The organism is Bradyrhizobium sp. GW821-FHT13H06 (genome assembly GCF_058803975.1).
The window spans coordinates 130,301-152,652 of record NZ_JBXAPN010000006.1 but is presented as its reverse complement, the minus strand read 5'-3'; the positions used below and the strand labels follow the sequence as shown (position 1 = coordinate 152,652).

Here is a 22,352-nt window from a genome sequence, read left to right as displayed (position 1 = left end):
AGATCACGAATTGGTTAGATTGAACCCTCGTCGAACCCAAAGAGGCTGCATCGCGTTGGTGGCGCAAGGGCTTTTGACGAATTCCAAATATTTGCGGGCGACCCTTGTTAAGCGGAGGATGCCTCCGTATCTTCGCTCGAGCGTCGGCCCGCATCGTGTTCGGACGGCGCGGTATCGACGGCGGCCACGGAGGTGGCGCGCTGCGCGATGACTCATGTCCATTTCTGATCGGAGCCTTGTATGAACCACTCCATCAGCCTCACCGTGAACGGTGCGCGGCGCGATTTCGTCCTCGACGATCCACGCGTCACGCTGCTCGATCTGCTGCGTGAGCGCCTCGATCTGACCGGAACCAAGAAGGGATGCGACCGCGGTCAGTGCGGCGCCTGCACCATCCTCGTCGACGGCAAGCGCATCAATTCCTGCCTCGCGCTCGCCATCAGCCACGACGGTGCCGACATCCTCACCATCGAAGGCGTCGCGCGCGGCGACCAGCTGCATCCCGTGCAGGCCGCCTTCATCGCCCATGACGGTTTTCAATGCGGCTTCTGCACGCCCGGCCAGATCATGAGCGCCATCGGCATGATGAGCGAGGCGCAGGCCGGCAACGATCCTGAACGCATCCGCGAATGCATGAGTGGCAATCTCTGCCGCTGCGGCGCCTATGCCGGCATCGTCGATGCGGTGCTGGAGGCGCAAGGACATATGGACGAATCCAATCAGAGGCGCTCCGCATGAAGCCGTTCGATTATGTCAGGCCCGCCACGGTCGCAGAGGCCGTTGCCGCCGCCGCTCTGCCGGGCGCCGTTTACCTCGCTGCCGGCACCAACCTGCTCGATCTGATGAAGGGCGGCGTCAGCCGTCCGGATCGGCTGGTCGACGTCACGCATCTCGATGGCCTCGATCGGATCGAGCGTCTCGCCGACGGCAGTGTGCGTATCGGCGCACTCGTCAGCAACGCAGATCTCGCGCACGATGCGGACTTCGCAAGGTCCTATCCCGCCGTCGCCGAGGCCCTGCTCTCCGGCGCGTCGGCTCAGTTGCGCAACGCCGCAACCGTCGGCGGGAATCTGCTGCAGCGGACACGCTGCGCGTATTTCTACGATACCGCCAGCCGCTGCAACAAGCGCGAGGCCGGCAGCGGCTGCGACGCCCGCGACGGCGAGAACCGCAGCCATGCCGTGCTCGGCTGGAGCGAGGACTGCATCGCCACGCATCCGTCCGACTTCGGCGTGCCGCTGGTCGCGCTCAACGCCGTCGTCGAGATCGAGGGCAGGGCCGGCCGGCGCGAGATCGCGCTGGATCAACTGCATCGCCTGCCCGGCGATACGCCCGAGCGTGACTCCGTGCTCGAACCCGGAGACCTCATCGTCGCCGTGCGTCTGCCGCCCGCCGCGCGCGGCTTTGCCGCACACGCGCGCTACCTCAAGGTCCGTGAGCGTACGTCCTATGCTTTCGCCGTGGTATCGGCCGCAGCTGCGCTGCGGATCGAGAACGGCAAGATCGCGGAGGCGCGGCTCGCGCTCGGCGGCGTCGCCGCAAAGCCCTGGCGCGCCCGTGCCGCGGAGGACGTGCTCAGGGACGTTGCGCCCACGGCAGACGCGTTCCAGGAGGCGGCCTGGCGGGCGCTCGCCGACGCAAAACCCTCCGGCGACAATGCCTTCAAGATCGAGCTCGCGCGCCGCATCGTCGTGCGCGCGCTGCTACTCGCCGCCGCCGGTACGCCTGCGCGTATCCCCGCGCTGCCGGCCTCTCCCTTTGCCGCGACCTCCGGAGCCATCCATGCCTGAGCTCAACCTGACCAGCGCGCCCGTCCATCTGCGGCACGGCTCGAACATCGGCCAGCCGCTGACCCGCCGTGACGGCATCCTCAAGGTCACGGGGCGGGCGACCTATGCCGCCGACAATCATCCGCCCGGGATGCTGTTCGCGGTGATGGCCGTCTCGAGTGTTGCGCGCGGCCGCGTGGTCTCGCTCGATGTCGCCGCCGCAAAGCGCCATCCCGGCGTCGTCGACGTCATGACGCCCGACCACAAGCCGCAGCTCGCGATCGATCCCGACATCAAGACCAATCCGTTCGTGTTCCGGATGGAGGTGTTGCAGAGCAATGAGGTCCGCTACGCCTACCAGCCGATCGCCGTCGTGATCGCCGAGACGCTGGAGGCCGCGACGGAAGGCGCAGTGCTGCTGGCGCCGCGTTACGAAGCGCTGCCCGCGCTCGTCGGCCTCGATGCCGGCGAGAGCTTCGTGCCGCCGGTCGTCGGTGTCGGCAACCCCGCGGCGCATCACCACGGCGATGTCGAGGAGGGCCTTGCCGCGGCGGAGAAGCAGATCGAGGCGGTCTACGAGACCCCGCCGCAATATCACAACGCGATGGAGCCGCATGCGATCGTCGCGTCGTGGGACGGCGACAATCTGTCGGTCGACATGCCGACCCAGGGCCTGATGCTGTCGCTGGCGCGCATCGCCGAATTGTTCGGCATCGCACACGACAAGATCCACATCCGCAGCCCGTTTCTCGGCGGCGGCTTCGGCTCCAAGGGGCTGATGGCCGGCCCGCAGGTGCTGGGAATCATGGCCGCAAAGCTGGTCGGCAAGCCGGTCAAGCTGGTGCTGCGCCGTGAGCAGATGTACGGCCCGGTCGGCCATCGCGCGCCGACGCGGCAGCGACTGCGCATCGGCGCCGATGCCGAGGGGCGTCTGACCGCGCTCGATCACCATGCGCGGACGGTGTCGAGCACGTTCGACGATTTCTACGAGCCCGCCGCCGATGCCTCGCACACGCTCTACGCGGCGCCGGCGATTCGCACCTCGCATGACGCCGTGCGCGTCAATACCGGCACGCCGCTGTTCATGCGTGCGCCGGGCGAGGCGACCGGCTCGATTGCGCTGGAGAGCGCGATCGACGAGATGGCCTGGGCCTGTGGCATGGATCCGCTGGCCTTCCGCCTGAAGAACTACGCCGAGATCGAGCCGATCACCGGCAAGCCGTTCTCTTCAAAAGCGCTGCGGGCCTGTTATGAGCAGGGCGCGGCGCGCTTCGGCTGGGCGAAGCGTTCGCTCCGGCCGCGGCAGATGCGCGACGATGCCGGCCTCCTGGTCGGCTGGGGCATGGGCACGGCGACCTTCCCGGCGCTGATGTTCCAGGCCGAAGCCCGCGCGGCGATCCGCCGAGACGGCTCCGGCGTGATGGAGATCGGCGCGCACGACATGGGGCAGGGCGCCTGGACGGCGCTCGCCCAGATCGCGGCCGATGGTCTTAGCCTCGAGGTCGACCGCGTGGAGTTCAAGGCGGGGACATCCGACCTGCCGGATGCCGGCATTGCCGGTGGTTCGGCGCACACGGCCACCGCCGGTGCCGCGATCCACAGTGCCGGAGCGGCCGTGATTGCCAGGCTTGCCGATCTTGCCACTAATGACGAACGCTCGCCGCTGTTCGGCGCCGGCAATGCCGGCGTGATCGCGCGCGATGGCAGGCTGATCCGTCGTGACGACGAGAGCCGCGGCGAGAGCTATTCCGAGATCCTCGCGCGCGCCGGCGTCGCCGAGGTCGAGGCGCGCGGCACCGGCGCGCCGAACCCTGCCGCGATGGAGGAATATGCGATGCACGCCCACGGCACGGTGTTCGCGGAAGTGAAGGTCGATCCCGATCTCGGCCAGGTCCGCGTCACCCGCATGGTCGGCGCCTTCGCGGCCGGGCGCATCGTCAATCCGCGCATGGTTCAGAGCCAGCTGTTCGGCGGCATGATCTGGGGCATGTCGTTCGCGCTGCACGAGGAGGCCATCACCGACCGGCGCAGCGGACGGATCATGAACGCCAATCTCGGCGAGTACCACATCCCGGTGAATGCCGACGTGCCGCCACTCGACGTGATCACGGTCGAGGAGCACGATCCGCATGTGAACGCGCTCGGCATCAAGGGCGTCGGCGAGATCGGCATCACCGGCAGCGCCGGCGCGGTCGCCAACGCGGTCTGGCACGCGACCGGCGCGCGCGTGCGCCGCTTTCCGATCCGGATCGAGGAGCTGCTGACGCAGCTTTGAGGCAAAAGGCGGGGCGAGATCTTCTCGCTCCGCCGCAACTCGTCAATGCAGCTTTTTCCGGAGCGCCTTCAGCGCCTCTCGCTGCGTCTCGATGTATTCGGCGATGACCTTGCGCAGCTCGCGCGAATGGAGCTTGTCGGCGTCGCGCTGGACTTCGTCGAGCGCGGCTTCTGCATTGGCGAGCGTGATCTTCATCTGCGAGCCCTGTTACGAAGCGGCCCCGGCGTGCCTGGAACTCCGGGCGATAACCTCAGCACCTTTTGCGCCAGGCTGTTCGGCGATGGTTCGCAATATATAGCGGTGCGGCCCGGGGAAATTGAGATGGCTCAAGCTCCGTAAGAAACCGGTGACTCCGTAGGAGTCCGGATATTCTATCGCCTTCAAAACGTCGGCGGCGTGCAGGCCGAGATCACTTCGCAGGGTTTGCCGCCGACGCAGCGGAAGCGATGCGGCCGGCGGCTCTCGAAATAATAGGCATCGCCGGGATTGAGGATGCGGCGCTCGTCCTCGACGGTGACCTCGAGCTTGCCCGAGATCACGATGCCGCCCTCCTCGCCGTCATGGACGAGATGCACGCGGCCGGTGTCGCTGCCCGGTTCGTAGCGCTCCTTCAGGATCTGCAGGCTGCGGCCGAACAGATTGTCGCCGACCTGCCGGTAGGAGATCGGCTTCTTGCCGACCTCCGTCAGCTCCTCGGCACGGTAGAAGATCTTGCGCCTCGACTCCGGCTCCAGCGCGAAGAACTCGGCGAGTCCCATCGGGATGCCGTCGAGGATGCGCTTGAGCGCCCCGACCGAGGGGTTCATCTGGTTGGATTCGATCAGCGAGATCGTCGAATTGGTGACGCCGGCGCGCTTGGCGAGCTCGCGCTGCGACAGCTTGTGGCGCGCCCGGATGAATCGCAGCCGTCCACCGATGTCGACGCTCATGCCCCCTGGCCCCTGTTGCAGGTGTTGCGGATCGCACAAATATGGACCGGAGGGCCAAGTCGAATCAATGGCTTGCAGGTCACCAGAAAAGGACTTGTTGCGGTTCCGAAACCGTGTCTCAGCTATTGGGTCAGCAAAGGAGCGCGGCCGTGACCCTTCATCAGATTCCGAACACTATCAAGACCGACTCGTTCTGGATGCCGTTCACGGCCAACCGGCAGTTCAAGAAGGCGCCGCGCCTGTTTTCCTCGGCCGAAGGCATGCACTATACCACGGTCGACGGCCGCAAGGTGATCGACGGCTCCGCAGGCCTGTGGTGCGTCAATGCCGGCCACGGCCGCAAGCAGATCGCGGCTGCGGTCGAGCGCCAGCTGATGACGCTGGACTTCGCGCCGTCGTTCCAGATGGGCCATCCGCTGGCGTTCGACTTCGCCGAGCGGCTCGCCGAGATTGCGCCGAAGGGTCTCGACCGCATCTTCTTCACCAATTCCGGCTCCGAGTCGGTCGACACCGCGCTGAAGATCGCGCTCGCCTATCACCGCGCCAACGGCCAGGCGAGCCGCACCCGGCTGATCGGCCGCGAACGCGGCTATCACGGGGTCGGCTTCGGCGGCACTTCGGTCGGCGGCATGGTCGCCAACCGCCGCGCCTTCGCAACCCTGCTGCCGGGCGTCGACCACATCCGCCACACCCACGACCTCACCCGCAACGCCTTCGCCAAGGATCAACCGGAGCACGGCGCCGAGCTCGCCGACGACCTCGAGCGTCTGGTCGCCCTGCACGGCGCGGAGACGATCGCCGCCGTCATCGTCGAGCCGGTGCCCGGTTCGACCGCGGTGCTGCCGCCGCCGAAGGGCTATCTGCAGCGCCTGCGCGAGATCTGCGACAAGCACGGCATTCTCCTGATCTTCGACGAGGTCATCACCGGCTTCGGCCGCCTCGGCACGCCGTTCGCCGCCAATTTCTTCGGCGTCACGCCTGACCTGATGACGACGGCCAAGGGCATCACCAACGGCACCATTCCGTGCGGCGCGGTGTTTGCGCATCGCAAGGTGCACGACGCCATGATGATCGGCCCGGAGAACGTCATGGAGCTGTTCCACGGATATACCTATTCGGCGCACCCGACCGCCTGCGCCGCGGGCATCGCGACGCTCGACATCTACAAGGACGAGGGCCTGCTCACGCGCGGTGCCTCGATTGCCGAATATTGGCGCGATGCGCTGCATTCGCTGAAGGGCCTGCCTAACGTCATCGACATCCGCAATTGCGGCTTGATGGGCGCGGTCGAGCTCTCGCCGCGCGACGGCGCGGTCGGAGCGCGTGGCTACGACGTCATGGTCGACTGCTTCAATCGCGGGCTCTACTTCCGCATGAGCGGGGACTCCTTCGCGCTGTCGCCGCCTCTCATCGTCGAGAAGAGCCACATCGACGATATCGTCTCGATCCTGGGCGACGCCATCAAGCGGGTGGCCTGATAATTGCTCTCGCCGTTGCGAGTTGTTTCCTTGCAGCGGCGAGCGTGATGCCGCGGGAGTTTGACGAAGCGTGAAAGTTCTGATCCTCGGCAGCGGTGTCATCGGTGTCACCTCTGCCTACTACCTCGCTCGTGCCGGCCATGACGTGACGGTCGTCGACCGTCAACCGGAGCCGGCACTGGAGACCTCTTTCGCCAATGCCGGCGAGGTGTCGCCCGGCTATTCCTCGCCCTGGGCCGGTCCCGGCGTGCCGGTGAAGGCGGTCAAGTGGCTCTTGATGAAGCACGGCCCGCTGGTGATCCGGCCGAAGCTCGATCCCGTGATGTGGGTCTGGCTGCTCAAGATGCTGCGCAACTGCACCAGCGAGCGCTACGCCGTCAACAAGAGCCGGATGATTCCGATCGCGGAGTACAGCCGCGATTGCTTGCGCGACCTGCGCCGCGACATCGGCATCCAATATGACGACCGCGCGCAGGGCACGCTGCAGCTGTTCCGCTACCAGGCGCAGCTCGACGGCAGCGGCGAAGACATCGCGGTGCTCAAGCAATACGGCGTGCCCTTCGAGGTGCTGAGCCGTGAGGGCTGCATCGCGGTCGAGCCGGCGCTCGGCGGCGTGAAGGAGAAGTTCGTCGGCGGCCTTCGCCTGCCGCAGGACGAGACCGGCGACTGCCACATGTTCACGCAGTCGCTCGCCAAGCACGCCCAGGCGCTCGGCGTGCGCTTCATGTTCAACACCGGCATCGATCGCATCGTCACCGAGGGCGCCCGCGTCAGCGGCGTCGCGACCAGCGCCGGCCTGTTGCAGGCGGACGCTTACGTGCTCGCGCTCGGCAGCTGGTCGTCGCGGTTCGTCGCGCCGCTCGGCATCTCGCTGCCGGTCTATCCGGTGAAGGGCTATTCGATCACGGTGCCGATCAAGGACGCCTCCGGCGCGCCGGAATCGACCGTGATGGACGAGAGCTACAAGGTCGCGATCACGCGCCTCGGCGATCGCATCCGCGTCGGCGGCACCGCCGAAATCTCGGGCTTCTCGGACAAGCTCTACGATGCGCGCCGCGCCACGCTCGATCATTCCCTGACGGACCTGTTCCCGCGCGGCGGCGATCTCGCCAAGGCGACGTTCTGGAGCGGCCTGCGTCCGATGACGCCGGACGGTCCGCCCGTGATCGGCCCGACCCAATACGCCAATCTCCACCTCAACACCGGCCACGGCACGCTGGGCTGGACCATGTCCTGCGGCTCGGGACGCGTGCTCGCCGACATGCTGTCGGGCAAGAAGCCGGAGATCGACGTCAGTGCGCTGACGGTGGACAGGTATAATCACCGCTTCGGGTAAGACTCTCTCCCCGCGTCATTGCGAGGAGCGAAGCGACGAAGCAATCCAGACCGTCTCCACATCAAGACTCTGGATTGCTTCGCTGCGCTCGCAATGACGGGTGTTGAGACGGCTCGCCCTTTATCTATCACCGTCACCCTGAGGTGGCCGCTTCTTCAGCGGCCCTCGAAGGGCGACGGCCCGGCTGCATCCGGGCCGTGCATCCTTCGAGGCTCGCTGCGCGATGCGATTGCATCGCGCCACTCGCGCCTCAGGATGACGGGTTGAGAGTGTGTGCGCGTGGAAGGAGGGAGGCTCACGCTCCCGTCACGCAATTCACCCACAGCACCACGGCCTTCGCATCGTTCGCCGGATTGGAAAACCGGTGCGGCCTTCGGCTCGCGAAGCGAAAACTGTCACCCGTCTTGAGCGACCAGGTCTCGCTGTCGACCGTCAGCATCATCTCGCCTTCGAGCACGAGGCCGGCTTCCTCGCCGTCATGGGTGTAGAGCTCGTCGCCGGTGGAGCCGCCGGGCTCCAGATGCACCAGGAACAGGTTGAGCTTGTTGTCGGCGCTGGCCGGGCTCAGCAGCTGTTTTGATACGCCGGTGCGCCAGAGCTTCAGCTCCGGCCGTTGCAGGCCGCGCGTCACCACTTGGTCGGATGCACCGTCGGCGCTCGGGCTCGCGCCGAACAGCGCGGCGATGCCCACGCCGAGCACGTCGGCGAGCGTTGCCAGCACCCGCAGCGACGGCGACGACAGCCCGCGCTCGATCTGGCTGAGGAAACCGATCGAAAGCTCGGTGCGCGCCGCGACCGTCTCCAGCGAGAATTGCCTGACGCGCCTGAGATCCCGGATGCGGCGGCCGACGGCGACGTCCATCGCGGGCTCGGCCGGTTTGGTCGCGGCTTTGGATTTCACCCGCTTCGCCGGCTTGGCGGCGGCCGGTTTGCGCATTCTTTTGCCACCGCTCACGTCAAACCGCTTCCTTCATGTGCATGAAAACCGCTTGCATCGTCCGTGAAAGTATGACCAAATTTTCATATTGGTGAAAATAGGCTGAAACGGCGCAGCCCGCAACGTCTGATCACGACATGCGCGAGCGCCGCCACCGGCCGGGCCCAAAGGGGGATGCGATGAAGCGTTTTGGTCTGGCCGCGATCGCGGCGCTCGCAATTGCAACCGCGGTGCCGGCTTCGGCGCAACAGGTGCTGAAGGTCGGCTCGACGCCGACGGGCATTCCCTTCACCTTCCTCGACACCAAGACCAACACCATCCAGGGCATCATGGTCGATCTCATCACCGAGGTCGGCAAGGATGCCGGCTTCAACGTGCAGATCGAGCCGATGCAGTTCTCGGCCCTGATCCCGTCGCTGACCTCGAGCAAGATCGACATCATTGCGGCTGCGATGTTCATCACGCCGCCGCGCAAGGAGGTCGTCGACTTCTCCGACCCGATCTACAGCTACGGCGAGGGCCTCGTGGTGCCGAAGACCGACACCAAGGCTTACGCCACGCAGGACGATCTGAAAGGAGCGACGGTCGGCGCCCAGGTCGGCACCGCCTTCGTCGACGCCCTGAAAAAATCCGGCCTGTTCGCCGAGGTGAAGGCCTACGACACCATTCCCGACATCCTGCGTGACGTGAACACCGGGCGCCTCAAGGCCGGCTACGCCGACTATCCGATCCTCGCCTACAATCTGAAGCAGGGCGGCTTCCCCGAGGTGCGCCTGGTCGACGGCTACAAGCCGGTCACGGTCGGCTCGGTCGGCATCGGCGTGCGCAAGGGCGAGACTGCGCTGCTCGGCAAGATCAACGCCTCGCTCGCGAAGCTGAAGGCCAACGGCACCATCGACAAGATCCTGGATAAATGGGGCCTGAAGGCCCAGGGCTGATAACGGCTCACCGAAGGCTGCCCGATGAAAGGCTTCTGGCACGACGCCGTCGAGTTCTTCCCGATCCTGATGAACGGCGTCGCGCTGACGATCGTCGTCACGATCGGCTCGCTGCTGCTCTCGACGGTGCTCGGCCTGCTCTGGGCGATGATGCGCGTCTCCGGCATCAAGGCGCTGTCGATGCTCAGCGCCAGCCTGATCAACGTGATCCGCGGCATCCCGATCATCGTGCTGTTGTTCTACCTCTACTTCGTGATGCCCGATCTCGGCGTCACGCTGTCGGCCTTGCAGGCCGCGATCCTCGGGCTCGGCATCGCCTATTCGGCCTACCAGGCGGAAAACTTCCGCGCCGGCATCGAGGCGATCGACAAGGGCCAGATCGAGGCGGCGCAGTCGATCGGCATGGGCTGGTGGCTCACCATGCGGCGCGTGGTGCTGCCGCAGGCCGTGCGCATTGTGCTTCCTCCTTACGGCAACGTCATGATTATGATGCTGAAGGACTCGTCGCAGGCCTCGACCATCACGGTCGCCGAGCTCGCGCTGCAAGGCAAGCTGATCGCCTCGTCGACCTTCAAGAACACCAGCGTGTTCACGCTTGTTGCGCTGATGTATCTCACCATGAGCATCCCGCTGATCCTGCTGGTCCGTCACTTCGAGAAGCGGGCCGGCAAGCGATGATCGAGCTGAGCGACGTCCACAAGAGCTTCGGCAAGGTCGAGGTGCTCAAGGGTATCACGGCCTCCGTCCAGAAGGGCGAAGTGGTCTGCATCATCGGTCCGTCCGGCTCCGGCAAGTCCACCATCCTGCGCTGCATCAACGGATTGGAAAGCTACGACCGCGGCGAGATCAGCGTCGAGGGGCTGAGGGTCAACCGCGACGCGCCTTCGATCGTGGACATTCGCACCCAGGTCTCGATGGTGTTCCAGCGCTTCAATCTGTTTCCGCACCGTACGGCGCTGGAGAACGTGGTCGAGGGACCACTCTATGTGAAGAAAGAGTCGCGTGCGCAGGCGTTCGAGCGCGGCCGCGCGCTGCTCGCCCAGGTCGGGCTCGCCGAGAAGGCCGATGCGCATCCGCCGCAGCTCTCCGGCGGCCAGCAGCAGCGCGTCGCGATCGCGCGGGCGCTCGCGATGCAGCCCAAGGCCATCCTGTTCGACGAGCCGACCTCGGCGCTCGATCCCGAGCTCGTCGGCGACGTGCTCGGCGTCATGCGCAAGCTCGCCGACGACGGCATGACCATGGTCGTCGTCACCCACGAGATGGGCTTTGCCCGCGACGTCGCCGACCGCGTGCTGTTCATCGACGGCGGCGTCATCGTCGAGCAGGGGCCGGCCAAGGCGCTGCTCAACCAACCCCAGCACCCGCGCACGCAGGACTTCCTGCGCCGCGTGCTGCATCCGCTCTGATCGGTCTTCGCCAATGACGCGCCTGCCTTTGCCGCCCTCGCTCTATGCCGACACCGCCGTCGCACCGGTGGCCACGCCGCCGCTCGACGTCGACAAGAGCGTCTCGGTCGCGATCATCGGCGGCGGCTACACCGGCCTGTCCACCGCGTTGCATCTGGCCGAGCAGGGCGTCGAGGCGCTGGTGCTGGAGGCGCAGGAGCCGGGCTGGGGCGCGTCCGGCAACAATGGCGGCCACACCAATCCCGGGCTGAAGCACGACCCCGATCAGATCGAAGCGGATTTCGGCGCGGAGCTCGGTCGCCGCATGATCGATTTCTCCTACGGCACCACGAATTTTACCCACGACCTGATCCGCCGTTATCAAATTCCTTGCGAGGCGCGGCAGAACGGCACGCTGCGCGCGGCCTATCACGAGGCCAGCGCTGCTGCGATCGAGAAGACCGCGCAGCAATGCATCCGCCGCGGCATGCCGGTTCAATATCTGAACCGCGAGCAGCTCCGCGAGATGACCGGCACCGACCGCTACATCGGCGCCATGCTGGATAGCCGCGGCGGCGATCTGCATCCCCTCAGCTACGCCCGCGGCCTCGCGCGCGCAGCAATCTCCGCCGGCGCAAAGGTCTTTGGCGAGACACCGGCATTGTCGCTGCGCCGCGACGGCACGCGCTGGCGCATCGAGACGCCGCGCGCAGTGGTGCACGCGGAAAAGGTGCTGCTCGCCACCAACGGCTTCACCGACGACCTCTGGCCGGCGCTTCGCCGCACCATCGTGCCCGTGTTCTCCTCGATCGCCGCCACCGCGCCGCTTTCCGACGAGGTCGCCCGTTCGATCATGCCGACGCGTCCCGTGCTCTACGAGAGCGGCCACATCACCGTCTATTACCGTATCGATCAGCAGAACCGTCTCTTGATGGGTGGCCGCGGCCCGATGCGCTGGATCAAGTCGCCGTATGACGTCGCCTATCTCATCCGCTATGCCGAGCGGCTTTGGCCGCAGCTTAAGGGCGCTTCCTGGACCCACGGCTGGAACAGCCGGCTCGCCATCACCGGGGATCATTATCCGCACGTGCACGAGCCTGCGGAAAGCGTGCTGATCTCGCTCGGCTGCAACGGCCGCGGCGTCGCGCTCTCGACCGCGATGGGCGCTCAGCTCGCGCGCCGGCTGATCGGCGGGACGAAGGTGGAAATCGACATGCCGATCACGGCCATCAAGCCGATCCCGATGCACGCGTTCTGGCCGGTCGGCGTGACGACCGCAGTGATTGCGGGCCGCGTGCGGGACCGGCTCGGCATTTGAAGAAAGGCGCCGCCCGGTTGCGGGCGACGCCTTGCAGGCATTGCAGAGCGGGCGTCAGCAGCGGCCCTGTTTCCACAGGCCGGGCGGGCATCCCATGCCGCGCCAGCCAACCTTGCGCCCGTGGTGCCATCCCGGCGGCGTGCCATGGTAGTGATGGCCCATTGCGTGGCCATGGCCGCGACCATGACCATGACCATGTCCATGTCCACCCTTCGCGGCCGCGGGGCCGGCAAACGTAAGGCCGGCCGCAACGATCAGCGAGGCGGCGAGCGCTAGTTTCTTCATCGTGTCCTCCAATGGGGCGAGCGCATTTGTCCGTTCGGCGAACGAACGGCGCATAGCTAGGTCTCCTGCAAATGTGGAGGAGTCGTGACGCTCGCGGAGATACGCCATCGCGCATCGGCTCAACGCGCGCTGGCGCCGTCGCGCATTGATCCGCGCGTCGTTGTCGCTTGTCTGGCGAACGCTCAGCTTTCCACCACCGCTTCGGCCCACGGCTGGAAGATCTCGACCGCGCCAAAATTCGTGTCGCCTTCGCGCATCACCACGCTCGGGCAGGCGAACTTCATCGGCAGGGATTGCACCAGCGCCTCTTCATAGTCGAAGCGCTCGGCGAGGGCTTTGCGCGCGTCCGCCGGCAGACGCGCATCGCCGATCACGACCGCGCCTTCGCTGGCGTCGATGCGCGGCTGGTGGATGGCGGCCTCCAGGTCCATGCCGAAATCCATCGCAAAGGACACGAGCTGCGTCACCGCCGGCAGGATGCGGCGGCCGCCGGAGGCACCGACCGCGAGACGCTTGCCGTCCTTGGTCTCGGCGATGACCGGCGTGTAATTGGTGAGGCAGCGCTTGCCGGGGGCGAGCGAGTTGGTGGTAGCAGGCGTCGGGTCGAACCACATGATGCCGTTGTTCATGGGAATGCCGGTGTGCGGCGTCACGTATTTCGAGCCGAAGGTGGAGAGCAGCGTCTGCGTCACCGCGGCCATGTTGCCGTGACGGTCGACCACGGAGAAATGCGTGGTGCAGGCCGGCGCGAGATATTCCGCACCGAGCGAACGCTTGCCGTCGGCATCGCCCATGTCGTCGAGCCGCTGGCGATAGGCCGATTGCAGAGCGAGCGCATATTCGGCATAGGCGGCCGCGTCCGGCGTGCTAGCCGGCTTCAAATTCTGCTGCAGCAGGCGCAACGCATGCGCCATGGTCGGGCCGGCGGTGAGCTCCGGCGTCGCAAACACCTTGCCGCCGCGATAGGGGATCGCGAGCGGATCGCGCAGATGTGCGCGGAAGGCGGCGAGATCCTCGACCGAGAGCGAACCGCCGTCGGCCTTGATGTCGGAGGCGATGCTCTTGGCGAGGTCGCCCTGGTAGAAGTCACGCGCGCCGGCGGCCGCAAGGTGAGCCAGCGTCGCCTTCAGCTTGTCCTGCGGCAGCCGCGTCTCGGCCTTGATACCCCAGGGCGCATTCGGGGGCAGGCCGTCCTTGAGAAAGGTTTCGGCGCTGGCGGGATACCGGCGCAAATCGGCGGCCGTGCTCGCGATCATCAGCGTCGTCCACCAGTCGACCAGCAGGCCCTCACCGGCGATCGTCGCGGCGGGATCGACCAGATCCTTCCACTTCATCCGGGCGTGGCGGCGATGCGCCTCCTCCATGCCGGCCACGACCCCGGGCACCGCGATCGAGCCTGGCCCGTGGATGTTGCGATCGTCCTTCACCCGCGGCCAGGGAAACAGGTCGGAAGCTGCGCCCTGTCCCGTGATCGGATAGTCGGAAACGCGCAGGCTCTGCGGCGCGCACATGCCGTAGTCGATCACCTCGTAGCGATTTTCCTTGGCACGGTAGAGCACCATCGCACCGCCGCCGCCCATGCCGCTCATCCAGGGCTCCAGCACGTTCAGCGCGAAGGTGGTCGCAATGATCGCATCGACGCAGTCGCCGCCCGCCGCCAGCACCTCGGCGCCGACCTCGGCCGCCCGCCGCGACTGCGCGGCGACGATGCCGCCCTTGGATCTGACGGCGGGTTTGCGGACGGCTTGGGTGCGGCTGAACTGGTGAGGCATGATGGCGTCTTGTGTGCTGCGTTGAGATCGAGGCTCCGCAATTGGCGGAGCGCGCGGACCATGGCACATTGCGGAGAACGAGAACATCAAAAGGGAGGAGCGACATGGCAGGTGTGAAACAGGCGCGGGATGGCGCGGTCGGGATCTTGACCCTCGACGAGCCGGCGAGCCTGAACGCAATGACGCCGGACCTGCTCGGCGCGCTCGCCGCCGCCCTCGCCGAGATGACGAAGGACGATGACGTCCGCGCCCTCATCCTGACCGGGGCCGGGCGCGGCTTCTGCTCGGGCCAGAACCTGAAGGCGTCGGAGGCGCTCGGCGAGGATATCGCCGCCGGCGTCATGCGCTTCTACTGGCCGGCCTTCAAGGCCTTGCGCGAGTGCCGCGTGCCCGTCGTGGTCGCCGTCAATGGCGTGGCGGCCGGCGGTGGCTTCAGTCTGGCGATGGCCGGCGACATGATCGTCGCGGCGCGGTCAGCAAGCTTCATCCAGGTGTTCAGCCGCATCGCGCTGGTGCCCGATCTCGGCTCGACCTGGCTGCTGCCGCGGCTGGTCGGCCGGCAGCGCGCGCTCGAGCTGATGCTGCTGAACGAGCCGCTGACGGCGGAACGCGCCCAGCAGATCGGCCTGGTGCGGCAGGTCGTCGACGATGCCAAGCTGACGGAGGAGGCGCTGACGCTGGCACGCCGTCTGGCTGATGGTCCGACGCGCGCCTTGGTGGCAACGCGCGCGCTGGTCGAGGAGAGCGAGCATGCGACCTACGAGGCGCAGTTTCGCCGCGAGATCGAGCTTCAGGCCACGATCCGCAAAAGCGCGGACGCCATCGAAGGCCGCAATGCCTTCATCGAGAAGCGCAAGGCGAGGTTTACGGGGCGGTGAGGTGGGTACATGTCCCCAGTCTCGTCATGCCCGGGCTTGACCCGGGCATCCACGTCTTCATATCCGCACCCGAAAACGTGGATGGCCGGGACAAGCCCGGCCATGACGACGATTAGTGAGATTTCTACGGCCGCGTCCTCAGAGCGAGCGGTCCAGCCGGCTGGCCTGATGCTTGGCGCGCCATTTCGGGCCGGGCCCGCGCATGTAGTGCAGCTCGGGGCGATAGGGGTTGCCCGCGACCCGGATCAGCGTCTGCCATTTGGTGGCGACGAAGGTCAGGGGCTGGCAGAGCAGGTTCAGTGACGACAGCAGCATGGCGTCACCTCAATGCGGCTTGCCGAGAATGGCGGTGAACGGGAGATCGAAAATCTCCTCGCCGTCATCGTCGCTGATATGGATGACCCAGTCGCGCCAGTCTTCGGCACCTGGCGTCTGGATCATCGAGTTCATGATCTGGGCGGCGCGGTCGCGCGCCTCGGTCAGATTGGCGACGGCGGCCCCGTAGCGGTCGATCAGCGTGCCCTCGGTGTTGGAGCAGTGAAAATAGACCTGGACCATGAACGCCTCCTAGAAAGCGATTGGGAAGGCATATCGATACCACCCCAGGCATTTGCGAAACATTCGGGTCGAGCCCGGTAAGGGAATCTACGGAGATTGGTCGCTGCGGAAGCCGCTACAGGTTTTATCACAGGCGGGTGATGATCAACTGGACGGCGTTCCGGCGACATGGAACAAGTCTTCCGGGAAAGCCGGGGGCGCCGTGAACGAGTTCACATTCCTGAGCGAACGCCGAAGCTTGCGCGTGTTTGCGGCGGTCGTCGCCGGAGCGCTGCTCGCCTTCGCCCCGGCTTCTTCCGAACCGGTCAGGAAGAGCGGCTATGCGATCGGCACGGACATTTGCGGCAGCGGCGATCTCGCTTTTCCCAGGATCCAGATCGACATGAAGGCGGGATTCTGCGCCGGGCTCGTCGCCAGCGAAGAGGACCATCTCAAATTTCCGCGTTCAATCGTCCAGGTGCCCGGCCGCGACCTGTTCGTCGTGGCCGACATGGGCGGCTGGGGTCATGCCGATGGACGGCTGCTGCTGCTCGACCCGCACGCGCGACAGGACCGGCGTTTCAAGGAGCTGCTGACCGGAATCGAGTATCCGTTCGGCCTCGTCATCGGCCCGGAGAAGAAGCTCTATGCCTCGACCCCGGAGGCGATCTTCCGGTTCGATCCGCTTGCGGACAATCCGCGAAGCACGGTGGAGACCATCATCCGTCACATGCCCGGCCGGCGGATCACGCTGCCGGATGGCACCAGGCTCGGCGAGAGTGCGCACCCGTTCAAGCAGTTCGTGTTCGACAGGACCGGCCGGCTGTTCGTCAATGTCGGCTCGCACAGCGACGACTGCGTCACACCCTCGCCGATCACAAAGCCCTGCGCGGCCGCCGAAGGCGCCTCCGCGCTGGCATCGATCTGGCTGTTCACGCCGCCTCCGGGCGGCGTCTTTCCGGCATTGAAGCCGAACGATCCCGATCCGCCGCACACCGTCTATGCGCGCGGCCTGCGCAATTCGATGGCGCTGGTGCTGCACCCGATGTTTCCGGACGCTGATTACGCCTTCCTGCAGGGCGAGAACGGTCGCGATCTGCCTGACATCTTCAAGCCGAACGAGGAGATCAACGCGATCGAGCAGGGCCGGCACTATGGCTGGCCCTATTGCTACGACCTGTCGACGCCGAGTCCCGAATTCAGGCGAGTGCTGCAATCGGGGATTTACAAATCGCTCTGCACGGCCAATGCGGTCTACAAGGCGCCGTTCTCGCTGCTGCCGCCGCACGGCGCGCCGCTCGCGATGCTGTACTATCACGGCGGCAAATTCCCGGAACTCGAGGGCAAGCTGCTGGTCGGCCTGCACGGCTATCGCCCGACCGGCAGCCGCCTGCTCGTCTATGACGTCGACGATCACGGCTTTCCCAAACCTGCCCCGGCGCCGGTGCGCTATCACGTGAGTTGCGCCGCCGACCCGACCCGCACCTTCCAGACCGAGCTGGGCGAGGTCGCTGCCGCGCCGTTCGAGGAGTTGATTGCAGGCTGGCACCGCGTCAATGGCGCCCGGCCGCAAGGTGCGCCCGTCGGCATGACGGTCGCCGAGGACGGCGCGATCTGGCTGGTCGAAGACAAGAACAAGACCGTGATTCGGATCGATCGCGCGACGGGCGATGCGCCTCAGCCGCTACCCTGCGACATGCGCAGCCAGGCCATGATCGACCAGCTCGCGGCCTTCGTCGCCAGGGATACGCAGAACAGCGCCCGTCTCACGACGCTGCGCAAGGGCCTCGTCGAGAAGCACTGTGTCGGCTGTCACTCCGATTTCGGTCTGGCGCCGGGGCAATCGGAGAGGGAGAAGGACGGGGCCGTGCTGCGCTTCATGCTGTCGCAGGACGGCTGGATCTATCCGGGCGATCCCGACGCCGGCAAGCTGCGCACGCGCCTGCGCGGCTTGGGCGCGGAGAAGCTGATGCCGCCGGGCGGCGAGAGCCTGCCGAAGACCGAGCCCGGCTACAAACGTCTGCTGGACGCTGCGGATCTGCTCGTCGCGAACATGGTTCCGGGCACGCGGATGCGGATCAAGTCGGGTCCGCCGCAGCGCAAGTTCTACGGCAGGACCAACAAGGAATGCGGCGAAATACCGGCCGCCAAGGTCGTCGTCGTGACACAAAGGAGCGCTGTAGACAAACCCGGCTTCAGCCGCTTCTTCCGGCTGGCCGATCCCTATCTGAATGGCGAGTGCACCGACGGCGATGGCTATTACATCCGGCAGGAATTTCTGGTGCCTGTGCGGTAGCGTTCTTCTCGTCATTGCGACCGCGTCCGCCCGGGCCGAGACCAAGCTGTTCGAAAGCGTGCAGGTGACGCCTGCGGGAGAATACACGTTCGGCATCGAAGGGCCCGCCGCCGACATCGACGGCAACCTCTTCGTGGTCAATCTCGGCAAGCCCGGCACCATCGGCAGGCTGCCGGCCGGCCGCGCGGCGTCGGAGCCGTTCACCGTGCTTCCCGAAGGCAGTGTCGGCAACGCCATCCGTTTCGATCGGAACGGCACCATGTTCATTGCCGACTACAAGAAGCACAATATCTTCGCGATCCCGAAGGGTGCGACCAAGCCGGCCGTCTGGTTTCACTCTGAGGAGATGAACCAGCCCAACGACATCACCATCGCCCGCGACGGCACGATCTATGCGAGCGATCCGAACTGGAAGGGCCGCGAAGGATACGTCTGGCGCATCGCGAAGGAAGCCGACGGCACGGTGCAGGGCCGGGTCATGGCTGCGCCGCGCGCGATGGGCACCACCAACGGCATCGATCTCAGTCCGGACGGCAAGACGCTCTATGTCGGCGAATCCAGCAGCGGCCAGATCTGGTCCTATGCGATCAGCGGCAACGAACTCACCGGCGCAAAACTCGTCAAGTCGTTTCAGCCCGACACCGTCGACGGTCTGCGCACCGATGTTGCCGGCCGTCTCTATGTCGCGCGCATTCTCAAGGGCACGATCGCGCTGGTGAAACCCAGTGGCGCCGTCGAGCGGGAGATCGCGCTGAAGGGCAAGGAGCCGACCAACCTCGCCTTCGGCGGCAGCGACGGCAAGACCGTCTTCGTCACCCAGCGCCAGGGTGGCTACATCGAGTCCTTCCGCACCGACCAGCAGGGGCGCGAGCACTGCCTCCAGCGCGGGCGTTGCTGAGCGTCACGGGCGATCTGCTTCCGGCGCAGAGCCGCGCGATGGGTGCGGCATTCTTCTTGCTTGCATCGGGCGGTCGCAGGCATCAAGACATCTGTGGCACCCCTCAAGAGCATGCGACCACGGAGTGTTTGAGTGAAGGCCGTCCATACCGAACTGCACCGCAGCCACGATCCGCAATTCTTCCTTGTTCGCGGTGTCGTCAAGCGCACCACCGAGCAGCCCGAGCGCGCCGACCGCCTGCTCAAGGGATTGAAGGACGGAAAGCATCAACTGGTCGAGCCGACCAGCTTCGGGCAGGGGCCGCGCGCGCGCATTCACAGTCCGGAATATCTGTCGTTCCTCAGCGAAGCCTGGGACGCCTGGACCGCGCTCGGCGATTCCGGCCCGGAGATGATCGGCAACATCCATCCGGTGCGCCATGCCGCGACCTATCCCACCCACATCGTCGGCAAGCTCGGCTGGCACACCGCCGACACCGCGGCGCCGATCGGGCCGGGCACGTGGGCGGCCGCCTGTGCCGCGACCGATGTGGCAGTCACGGCGGCGCAGATGGTGATGGACGGCGAGGACGCGACCTACGCGCTGTGCCGTCCGCCCGGCCATCACGCCTATCGCGACATGGCCGGCGGCTTCTGCTTCCTCAACAACAGCGCGATCGCCGCCGCGCATCTTCGGCTCAAGCACGAGCGCGTCGTGATCCTCGACGTCGACGTCCATCACGGCAACGGCACGCAAGGCATCTTCTATGCCCGGCCCGACGTCTACACGATCTCGATCCATGCCGATCCGACCGCCTATTACCCCTTCGTGTGGGGCTATGCGCATGAGCGCGGCGAAGGCCCCGGTCTCGGCACCAATCTCAACATTCCCCTTGCCATCGGCACCGGCGATGACGGCTACATCCAGGCGCTGGACCTCGCGCGCAAGGCGATCGAGTCGTTTGCGCCGGGCGCCCTCGTCATCGCGCTCGGTCTCGATGCCTCCGAGCACGATCCACTGAAGGGACTGGCCGTCACCACGCCCGGCTTCCGCCGCATCGGCCAGGCCATCGCGAAAATGGGCCTGCCGACCGTGTTCGTGCAGGAGGGCGGCTATCTCTCGGATATCCTCGGCACGAACCTGACCTCGGTGCTGGCAGGATTCGAAGAAGCGCGATGAGGCCTCTTTCGCCTCTCCCCGCAAGCGAGCAGGGCTATCGCACATGAGAGCTTTTCCCTGCGGCCATCCTTCGAGACGCCCGCCGTTGGCGGGCCCTCAGGATGAGAATTGAGTGAGCGGCGGCAGTTTCAGCTGGTACCGATGCCACTCAGCCTCATCCTGAGGAGGCCGCGAAGCGGTCGTCTCGAAGGACGAGGCGCGCGCTCAGGTCCCGCCAAGAACTCATATGCGATAGCCCTGCCGCGTGCGGGGTGAGGGAGAAGAACCTAGAACATCCCGCTCGCCGCGAGCGCCTTGCAGACGTGCTGCATCTCGGACTCGTCGGCGACCATGTCCAGCATGATCGTGGTCAGGCCTTTCGCCGAAAACTGCTTCAGCCTCGCGCCGATCTCTTCGTAGCTGCCGACGAGATAGGGGCAGTCGGCCTGGAAGGTTAGGAACGGCAGCAGCCAGTAGCCGTTGTCCTGAAGCTCGCCGCTTTGCCCCTCATAGAGCCGGCGCTTCCACACGGAGTCGCTGTTCTCCACCGTGAGCGCGAGCAGCTCGCGATCATCTTGATTGTCGCGAAAGCGCGCCTTTGCGGCCTGCCGGGCCTCGTCGCGGTCCGCGCGCGCGAAAATTCCAAAGTTCATGCCTGCTGCGTCGAGCCCGCGATCGAGGTCGGGCGGCAGCATCTGCATCTTGATGCAGCCGGTCTCCTCCGCGACGCGCTGGGCCGCCTCGGATTGGCCGGCGATCAGGAACTCCGGCATCAGCTCCGCACGCGGGAGCGGACGAAGTTGCAGATTGCTGGCGCGGTAGAACCGGCCCGCGAAATTGACAGGTCGCGGGCTTGCCAGCAACTGGCGCATCAGCGCGACGTATTCGCCGAGCCGAACGTAGCGATCGGCATGCGACTGTTCGTCGCCCAGCCCCTCCAAGTCGCTGACCGCCGTTCCCGTGATCATGTTGAGATAGACCTTGCGGTCGTAGAGCTGCGCGAAGGACGAAACGAATTTCGCGGCGGTGAACGGGTGCATGTAGAGCGGATTGACGGCGATCAGCGGCGAGCTCCGCGTCGTCTCTGCCATGATGTGCTGGGCCATCGCCCAGGGCTCGACGAACACGTCATTGCCTTCGAACAGCAGGATGCCTTCGAAGCCGTTGCGGTCGGCGAACCGGGCCACCCGCATCAGCTCGCCGATATAGGCCTTGGGATCGCGGTTGCGTGAAATCGCCGGAAAGACACGCAGCCGCGGCGGCATCATTCAGCCGCTTGCTGGAGCGGCCAGGCATGGCGGCTGATGGGAAGGCCGCCGTTCGCGCGGGAGCCGTCGGCGATCGCAAGGCGATGCGAGGGCGATGGCGAGCATAGCGAGAAGCGCCAGCCGTCCGGATCGTCGGCGATGTCGGGCTTGAAGCTGATCTCGATGGCCTCGCGCGACACCTGCATCGCGAAGGCGTCGAGCGGCAAATTGAGTCCAAAGCCTCTCGCCTTCAGATAGGCCTCCTTGAGCGTCCAATAGTCGAAGAAGCGCTCGATGGCCGCGGGCTCGGGCAGTCCGCGCAGCGTTTCGACCTCCTCCGGCGCAAAGAAGCGGAGCGCGGTGGACAGCGGGGCGACGCGCCGGGACACGGTTTCGACGTCGACCCCGACCGCCTCATGCCGCGACACCACGCAGGCAACGCATCCGTCGGCATGCGACAGGCTGAAATGCAGCGCGGTCGAGCTGACCGGCGCTGCGACAAACGGCCGCCCATAGCGGCCCGCGGCAAAGGACCAGTCGGAGGGCGCGACGTTGCGCGCGACCTGCGATAGTGCGAGGCGCAACATGGCGTGTGCGAAGATGTATTGCCGCCGGTGCCGCTCGAACATGAAGCGATCGGCCCGGGCTCGTTCGTCGACCGAGAGCAGACGCCGGCACGCCTCGACCGCGCCCGGCCTGTCAATGGCCTCGATCAGCCCGACAAAGAGTTCAATTCTGTCGTCCGCCATCACTTGGGCCCATGACGTCAGGCGAGGCCAAATCCCCGGTCCTGACGGAAGATTCAACTGAGCAAGAATCACCAGGAGGACCGTTCCTAATGGCCCACCCAGGCGAATTCTTGTCGATTTGCAGGCCGGTTTACAGGCGCAAGCTTGTGCGAGACCCCAACTCGACCAGCGAGCGGCCTACGACCGAA

At 66.1% G+C, this 22,352-nt stretch carries 22 protein-coding genes; 13 read left to right on the top strand and 9 right to left on the bottom strand.

The annotated features are described in order from the left end of the window. Nucleotides 1-240: 240 nt before the first annotated feature. The 3 genes from AC1RQP_RS24610 to AC1RQP_RS24600 are packed head-to-tail and all read left to right on the top strand — an operon-like array spanning nt 241 to nt 4,044. A complete protein-coding gene (locus AC1RQP_RS24610) occupies nt 241-738 on the top strand; it encodes a (2Fe-2S)-binding protein (RefSeq protein ID WP_239621585.1) in 498 nt (165 codons plus the stop codon). Further along, nucleotides 735-1,790, top strand: coding sequence for an FAD binding domain-containing protein (locus AC1RQP_RS24605; protein ID WP_492938860.1), 1,056 nt, complete (start codon nt 735-737; stop codon nt 1,788-1,790). The genes AC1RQP_RS24610 and AC1RQP_RS24605 overlap by 4 nt, the downstream gene beginning before the upstream one ends. Beyond that, complete coding sequence (locus tag AC1RQP_RS24600) at nt 1,783-4,044, top strand: xanthine dehydrogenase family protein molybdopterin-binding subunit (RefSeq protein WP_492938858.1); 2,262 nt, start codon at nt 1,783-1,785, stop codon at nt 4,042-4,044. The genes AC1RQP_RS24605 and AC1RQP_RS24600 overlap by 8 nt, the downstream gene beginning before the upstream one ends. A gap of 42 nt (nt 4,045-4,086) precedes the next feature. Here the strand turns inward: AC1RQP_RS24600 and AC1RQP_RS24595 are convergent, their stop codons facing one another. After that, nucleotides 4,087-4,239, bottom strand: a complete 153-nt coding sequence (locus AC1RQP_RS24595; RefSeq protein ID WP_239621588.1) for a hypothetical protein — start codon at nt 4,237-4,239, stop codon at nt 4,087-4,089. 185 nt (nt 4,240-4,424) lie between these two features. Next, a complete protein-coding gene (locus tag AC1RQP_RS24590; RefSeq protein ID WP_018646206.1) occupies nt 4,425-4,973 on the bottom strand; it encodes a cupin domain-containing protein in 549 nt (182 codons plus the stop codon). Between the two features lie 149 nt (nt 4,974-5,122). On the opposite strand from AC1RQP_RS24590, the gene aptA reads away from it, so the two are divergent. Beyond that, nucleotides 5,123-6,451 carry an omega-aminotransferase AptA gene (gene aptA / locus AC1RQP_RS24585; protein WP_063196885.1) on the top strand — a complete coding sequence of 443 codons (1,329 nt, stop codon included), beginning with the start codon at nt 5,123-5,125 and terminating at the stop codon, nt 6,449-6,451. 70 nt (nt 6,452-6,521) lie between these two features. Then, complete coding sequence (locus tag AC1RQP_RS24580; protein WP_492938855.1) at nt 6,522-7,787, top strand: D-amino acid dehydrogenase; 1,266 nt, start codon at nt 6,522-6,524, stop codon at nt 7,785-7,787. A 295-nt stretch (nt 7,788-8,082) separates the two neighbouring features. On the opposite strand, the gene AC1RQP_RS24575 is transcribed toward AC1RQP_RS24580, so the two are convergent. Continuing rightward, complete coding sequence (locus AC1RQP_RS24575) at nt 8,083-8,724, bottom strand: helix-turn-helix domain-containing protein (protein ID WP_239621590.1); 642 nt, start codon at nt 8,722-8,724, stop codon at nt 8,083-8,085. A gap of 179 nt (nt 8,725-8,903) precedes the next feature. On the opposite strand from AC1RQP_RS24575, the gene AC1RQP_RS24570 reads away from it, so the two are divergent. From AC1RQP_RS24570 to AC1RQP_RS24555, 4 genes are read left to right on the top strand one after another with little or no spacing between them, the layout of a single operon-like run. After that, nucleotides 8,904-9,662, top strand: a complete 759-nt coding sequence (locus AC1RQP_RS24570; protein ID WP_492938853.1) for an ABC transporter substrate-binding protein — start codon at nt 8,904-8,906, stop codon at nt 9,660-9,662. Between the two features lie 24 nt (nt 9,663-9,686). After that, nucleotides 9,687-10,340 (top strand): amino acid ABC transporter permease, encoded by a 654-nt coding sequence (locus AC1RQP_RS24565; protein WP_492938851.1) that lies wholly within the window; start codon nt 9,687-9,689, stop codon nt 10,338-10,340. Continuing rightward, nucleotides 10,337-11,068: an amino acid ABC transporter ATP-binding protein gene (locus AC1RQP_RS24560; protein WP_239621593.1), complete on the top strand. Its 732-nt coding sequence runs from the start codon at nt 10,337-10,339 to the stop codon at nt 11,066-11,068. The genes AC1RQP_RS24565 and AC1RQP_RS24560 overlap by 4 nt, the downstream gene beginning before the upstream one ends. Nucleotides 11,069-11,081: 13 nt before the next feature. Continuing rightward, nucleotides 11,082-12,365, top strand: coding sequence for an NAD(P)/FAD-dependent oxidoreductase (locus AC1RQP_RS24555; protein WP_492938849.1), 1,284 nt, complete (start codon nt 11,082-11,084; stop codon nt 12,363-12,365). A 54-nt stretch (nt 12,366-12,419) separates the two neighbouring features. Here AC1RQP_RS24555 and AC1RQP_RS24550 read toward each other — a convergent pair whose 3' ends face one another. Together AC1RQP_RS24550 and AC1RQP_RS24545 are read right to left on the bottom strand one after the other, a co-directional pair. Beyond that, on the bottom strand, nt 12,420-12,650 hold the full coding sequence (locus tag AC1RQP_RS24550) for a hypothetical protein (protein WP_492938847.1): 231 nt from the start codon (nt 12,648-12,650) through the stop codon (nt 12,420-12,422). Nucleotides 12,651-12,832: 182 nt separating this feature from the next. Further along, nucleotides 12,833-14,422: a gamma-glutamyltransferase gene (locus AC1RQP_RS24545; RefSeq protein ID WP_492938845.1), complete on the bottom strand. Its 1,590-nt coding sequence runs from the start codon at nt 14,420-14,422 to the stop codon at nt 12,833-12,835. A gap of 104 nt (nt 14,423-14,526) precedes the next feature. Here AC1RQP_RS24545 and AC1RQP_RS24540 point away from each other — a divergent pair, with 104 nt between their 5' ends. Further along, nucleotides 14,527-15,300 (top strand): enoyl-CoA hydratase-related protein, encoded by a 774-nt coding sequence (locus tag AC1RQP_RS24540; protein WP_492938843.1) that lies wholly within the window; start codon nt 14,527-14,529, stop codon nt 15,298-15,300. Nucleotides 15,301-15,438: 138 nt separating this feature from the next. Here AC1RQP_RS24540 and AC1RQP_RS24535 read toward each other — a convergent pair whose 3' ends face one another. Both AC1RQP_RS24535 and AC1RQP_RS24530 read right to left on the bottom strand, forming a co-directional pair. Next, nucleotides 15,439-15,615, bottom strand: a complete 177-nt coding sequence (locus AC1RQP_RS24535) for a hypothetical protein (protein WP_492938841.1) — start codon at nt 15,613-15,615, stop codon at nt 15,439-15,441. 9 nt (nt 15,616-15,624) lie between these two features. Beyond that, nucleotides 15,625-15,858 (bottom strand): DUF6894 family protein, encoded by a 234-nt coding sequence (locus AC1RQP_RS24530; RefSeq protein ID WP_239621598.1) that lies wholly within the window; start codon nt 15,856-15,858, stop codon nt 15,625-15,627. Between the two features lie 202 nt (nt 15,859-16,060). Between AC1RQP_RS24530 and AC1RQP_RS24525 the strand changes: the two genes are divergently transcribed. The 3 genes from AC1RQP_RS24525 (at nt 16,061) to AC1RQP_RS24515 (ending at nt 20,189) form a co-directional block, all read left to right on the top strand. After that, a complete protein-coding gene (locus tag AC1RQP_RS24525; RefSeq protein WP_492938839.1) occupies nt 16,061-18,133 on the top strand; it encodes a PQQ-dependent sugar dehydrogenase in 2,073 nt (690 codons plus the stop codon). Then, on the top strand, nt 18,090-19,031 hold the full coding sequence (locus tag AC1RQP_RS24520; RefSeq protein WP_239621600.1) for an SMP-30/gluconolactonase/LRE family protein: 942 nt from the start codon (nt 18,090-18,092) through the stop codon (nt 19,029-19,031). The genes AC1RQP_RS24525 and AC1RQP_RS24520 overlap by 44 nt, the downstream gene beginning before the upstream one ends. 132 nt (nt 19,032-19,163) lie before the next feature. Beyond that, a complete protein-coding gene (locus tag AC1RQP_RS24515) occupies nt 19,164-20,189 on the top strand; it encodes a histone deacetylase family protein (protein ID WP_492938837.1) in 1,026 nt (341 codons plus the stop codon). A gap of 266 nt (nt 20,190-20,455) precedes the next feature. Here the strand turns inward: AC1RQP_RS24515 and AC1RQP_RS24510 are convergent, their stop codons facing one another. Next, nucleotides 20,456-21,436, bottom strand: a complete 981-nt coding sequence (locus tag AC1RQP_RS24510) for an LLM class flavin-dependent oxidoreductase (RefSeq protein ID WP_492938835.1) — start codon at nt 21,434-21,436, stop codon at nt 20,456-20,458. Beyond that, entirely contained in the window at nt 21,433-22,164 is a 732-nt protein-coding gene (locus AC1RQP_RS24505) for a 4'-phosphopantetheinyl transferase family protein (protein ID WP_492938833.1), read from the bottom strand. The genes AC1RQP_RS24510 and AC1RQP_RS24505 overlap by 4 nt, the downstream gene beginning before the upstream one ends. Nucleotides 22,165-22,352: the final 188 nt, after the last annotated feature.